The organism is Fodinibius sp. (assembly GCF_041642155.1).
Lineage (GTDB): Bacteria > Bacteroidota > Rhodothermia > Balneolales > Balneolaceae > Fodinibius.
Map to the genome: position 1 here is coordinate 1 of NZ_JBEPWZ010000248.1, position 4,626 is coordinate 4,626.

Sequence of the window (4,626 nt, forward strand, 5' to 3'; positions counted from 1 at the left end):
GCCGATAGCGCCGGCCCCGATCACGACCATTTTCTCCGGCTGCTCTTCCAGCTGCATCGCTTTCTCATAATCGATAACCATTTCACCGTCGATTTCGATGTTCGGCAGCTGACGGGCCCGCGCTCCCGTGGCAATAATAAAGTGATCGGCTGTTATCTGCTGCTGGGTTTCATCATCCTCATTCACGACCTTTATTTGATCTTTGGATTCAAAGACGCCCTTGCCTTCAAAAACCTCAATCTTGTTGGCTTTCATCAAAAACTGGACGCCTTTGCTCATCTTATTGGCTACATTGCGGCTGCGGCCGATAATGCCTTCAAAATCGGCCTCGTAATCATTTACGGTAATACCGTAATTCTCGGCATCTTCAATACTTTCATATACTTCCGCGGAACGAAGGAGGGCCTTGGTCGGAATACATCCGATATTCAGACACACGCCGCCCAAATGGCGTTTTTCAATGATGGCGGTGTTGAAACCAAGTTGTGATGCACGAATAGCGGCCACATATCCACCCGGACCGGAACCAATTACGCAAACGTCAAATTCTTTAGCCATGATTATCTACTAATTTGTTAATTTGGTGAATGATTGATTTGATAAATTGTCCTCTTCCTTAATTGCTGCCGACCTCATAACATCCCGGACAGGGAGATCATTCGGCCATTCAACTACCCAATCGGTCAATATTTCAAAAGCCCTCTAATTTAAGAATAATACGCGGAAGGGTGAAATAAGATCTCTGCATTAACGGAAGCAGCGGTTATTCAGGTAAGAAAACATACCGGTCTTCCACCTCAGCAACCTGTTTTTTTCACACCATTCCATATGTACGGGCATATTGCAGAATAAAAGTTGGAAATTTAAGGAACATGGTCTTTTATTTCCTATTAAATAGTGATAGAATAATTTAATAAAACAAAAAAACTTTATGGGCATCATTAAACGGCACCAACTGATCGTACTATGTATTGCTTTGGTCTTGTCATTGACTGCTTATGGCTGCCTCGATTCTCCTTCGGGAGTCGATGAGAACACGAATCAATTCGTAAGCACGGCGACACCCGGTACTTCAGCCGAGGTCTTCTTGACCGACAGCAGTTTTACGAGACTCGAGCTTGAAATTGACTATATGCCGGGACATCAGCCTTCCCAGCAGGCCCTGGACAGTCTCAAAAGTTTTTTACAAACCCGTCTTCAAAAGTCGGAGGTAGTCATCACCACCCCCACTGAAGTGCAGTCGGGCGGAGGCGGCACCTATTCCGCTGATGAAATTCGCGCGTTCGAAGAAGAGTACAGGGATACCTATACCGACAGCAGGGATCATACGCTGCACGCCTATTTTCTGATTACGGACGGAAAATTTCAGGAGCAGAACAACGTACTTGCCATTGCCTATTTCAATACTTCCATGGCCTTCTTTGGCGAAACGGTGGAAGAAGCCTCCTCCGGGATAGGAGCTCCCCCCAGGGAAAAGATTGAAGGGACAATCTTCCAGCACGAATTCGGCCATATCCTGGGACTGGTCGGAAACGGTACTCCTACCCAGTCGGATCATAAAACGGCCGGAAGTGCCCACTGCACTGCCGAAGGCTGCCTGATGGAGCCATCCGTGGAAACCACAGACTTCTTTGCCAACCTGTTCGACGGCAGCATTCCGGATCTGGATGCCCAGTGTATTGCCGACCTGCAGGCAAACGGAGGGAAATGATTTAAAATTAGGAATTAGGATTGTTATTGAAATTAGGCACTACTTCCATTCCTAATTCTAAATTCTTAATTCCTAATTCTCAATTCTGCTTGAATTTGTAGAGGTTTTCGGCGCCCACTTTTTCTTCGGCCTGGCCGATAGCGTAGGCGCTGTCAAAAAGGACGATAGGGTGACCTTCCATATCTTTGGTCACATGAGTGGAGTAGCTGTTCTCCAGCTTTTCAATAATCTCCTCGTCCTCATCCAGCCACCGCGCCGCATGGTATGAGACGGCTGACATATGCAGCTCCGTATTGTATTCGGTCTGCATGCGATGCTTAACCACGTCGAACTGCAGGGCGCCGACGGTCCCCAGCAGCAGCTCGTTGCCGACTCCCTGGGGGACTTCAAAAACGTGTACAACGCCCTCTTCGGCCAGCTGTTTCAATCCCTCGCGCAGCTGCTTGCGCTTAAACGGGTCTTTGGACGAAGCCTTCATAAAATGCTCGGGTGTAAACAGGGGGATAACATCAAACCGGACGGGATCATCACTGTATATCGTCGTTCCGATTCGAAAAGAGCCGGGGTTAAACAGCGACACCACATCGCCCGGGTAGGCCTCTTCCAGGATATGTCGCTCATCGCCCATCAGCGTGTGAGGGGTCGACATCTTAACCTTTCTGCCGGTATTGCTCTCCGTCACCTCGAGTCCCCGTTCAAACTTGCCGGAGGTGATACGGATAAAAGCGGCACAATCACGATGATCGGGGTTCATGTTGGCCTGCATTTTGAAGACGAATCCGGAAAATCCGTCATCAAGCTTGCGGTTTTTTCCATCGGCATCCTCGTACTCCCGGGGCGGGTGGGCCAACTCCCCAAAATAATTGAGAAAGACATCCAGTCCGAAATTATTCAGCGCCGATCCGAAGAATACCGGGGTGCATTTGCCGTTCATAAAGGCTTCCTCATCCATCATCTCCATCATGTCTTCAGTCAGCATAACTTCTTCGCGGAACTTCTCTTTCTCGTGGTCCGAAAGCACGGCTTTCTCCAACCCGTCTTCCAGGTCATACACCTTTGTCTCCGCCTTCTTGGCCCCGTGCTCTTCCTTCTTCTGAAGATGCAGCTGCTTGCCGATCAGGTCGTAAATGCCCTGAAAATCCTTCCCGTAGCCCAGCGGCCAGGAAGCGGGAACCGGTTCGATACCCAGCTGGTTTTCCACATTGCTGATCACTTCCAGCGGCTCCAGTCCCGGGCGGTCGCACTTGTTGACAAAGGTGATAATCGGGATTTCCCGCATCTTGCACACTTCATACAGCTTCTCGGTCTGCTCCTCGACGCCCTTTGCGACGTCAATGACCATCAGTGCGGTATCGGCGGCAACCAGCGTCCGGAGGGTATCTTCGGAAAAGTCCTTGTGCCCGGGCGTATCCAGCAGGTTGAATTTGATGTTGTCTTTTTCGAAGCGGAGCACCGATGAGGTTACCGAAATTCCCCGGTCTTTTTCAATGGCCATCCAGTCGGAAGCAGCGTAGCGGTTGGCCTTCCGCTGGCGGATGGAACCCGCCTCGTGGATGGCGCCCCCGTACAGCAGGAGCTTTTCGGTCAGGGTCGTCTTCCCGGCATCGGGGTGCGAGATAATCGCAAAGGTGCGCCGGCGGCGGGCCTCCTCTATAATCTCCTGTTTCTCTTTTGTAATGGTATCGGACTGGGCCATGAAAATAACTCAATTTCTATTGTTCTGAACAGCCTCGCAAGATACGAATTTTTTCTTAGCATATCACCTTGCCGTATTTATGAAAAGTTCCCTGATCCAAAGAATCCTGATAAGAATTGTGGCCTGTTTAGTTATCAGCCCGTATTTCTCACAACGATGTAGGGTGTATTGTGGTACCCTTATGATACCGATAAACTTCTATCGATTTTTGAGGACAAAAAAGTATAACAGCGCATACTATACTGCGAACGTTGCCTGTCAGCGGCGTTGAAGATAACAATAGGATGGGCAGGCGCTGAATTGCACCTAATAAACAAAAATGTACTTCCGGCCTTGGGTTCTGAGCCGCCCCGAGCAAGAGCGCGAGAACCGGCCGTAAACAGGCCTGTCTGAGCGAATGGAGGGAACGATTTTTTCTTATTACAGGCTTGAGCGAACGAAACTCTGGCGAAAAACCCCCAGCCGGTGATTTTTTTGACTGCTTTCTTCATCACTGAAAAAAGCAATGAGAATCTTGGATGACAGAAAAAAAATATACTTAAAACAGCCCCAGCTGTTCATTCTGTCGTTCCACGGGCCACGGGGGCATGGGGTTGATCTCGATCAGGTCGGAAAGCAGCTGGTGGAACCGCCGGGCAATGGACGGCTGATTCACTTTATCGGGCGAATGGGTAAAAATATAGGGATGAAGTCCCTCTTTAATCCAGTCGGCAATGACAATAGCCCATTCCTTCAGATAGGGTTCATTGTTCAGCACATCATTCGCGCCCACAAAGCGGACGAAGGGACGCGACCCGGTATTTTTAAAACGGACGGGGACATTCGGTTTCTTTTTTTGAGCCTCCCGGATGGAGGCCTCCTCTTTTTTCATGCTGTGCAGCTTCCGGGCGTCAAAAGTAACCCGGTCGATATGGTAGCTCTGCAAAAGACGGTTCAGCCGGTTCTCCTTGTTGCCGTGATCGTAAAAGTCAGGGTGACGAACTTCCACCGCGTAGCTGTATGCTGAGGGCAGCAGGCGCACCAGCCGCTCCAGGTGGACAAATTCACCGGGTGAGAACCGGGGCGGCAGCTGGATGTGGAAGGGGCCCAACCGGTCGGCAATGGGATCGAAGACCTCCAGGAATCGCATCACCTCACCCTCAACATCATTTAAACGCCGCTTATGCGTAATGGACCGGTGGAATTTGAAACAAAATTTAAAGCCGTCTGGAGTGACTTT

The 4,626-nt window shown here is 49.8% G+C and carries 4 protein-coding genes; 1 reads left to right on the forward strand and 3 read right to left on the reverse strand.

Annotated elements, in window-relative coordinates; all coding sequences use genetic code 11:
- On the reverse strand, positions 1 to 558 hold a 558-nt coding region (locus ACESLU_RS11995), incomplete at its 3' end, for an FAD-dependent oxidoreductase (protein WP_372638886.1).
- 373 nt (positions 559 to 931) lie between these two features.
- On the opposite strand from ACESLU_RS11995, the gene ACESLU_RS12000 reads away from it, so the two are divergent.
- On the forward strand, positions 932 to 1,711 hold the full coding sequence (locus ACESLU_RS12000; RefSeq protein ID WP_372638887.1) for a peptidase: 780 nt from the start codon (positions 932 to 934) through the stop codon (positions 1,709 to 1,711).
- Between the two features lie 79 nt (positions 1,712 to 1,790).
- On the opposite strand, the gene ACESLU_RS12005 is transcribed toward ACESLU_RS12000, so the two are convergent.
- Together ACESLU_RS12005 and ACESLU_RS12010 are read right to left on the reverse strand one after the other, a co-directional pair.
- Positions 1,791 to 3,407, reverse strand: a complete 1,617-nt coding sequence (locus ACESLU_RS12005; protein ID WP_372638888.1) for a peptide chain release factor 3 — start codon at positions 3,405 to 3,407, stop codon at positions 1,791 to 1,793.
- 538 nt (positions 3,408 to 3,945) lie between these two features.
- Positions 3,946 to 4,626, reverse strand: a 681-nt coding sequence (locus ACESLU_RS12010; protein WP_372638889.1) for a DUF72 domain-containing protein, incomplete at its 5' end; no start/stop codon positions are given.

What these genes read in the sequence shown, in the direction of transcription:
- ACESLU_RS12000 (WP_372638887.1), top strand. Translation starts at nt 932, where the DNA reads ATGGGCATCATTAAACGGCACCAACTGATCGTACTATGTATTGCTTTG.
- ACESLU_RS12005 (WP_372638888.1), bottom strand. Translation starts at nt 3,407, where the DNA reads ATGGCCCAGTCCGATACCATTACAAAAGAGAAACAGGAGATTATAGAG.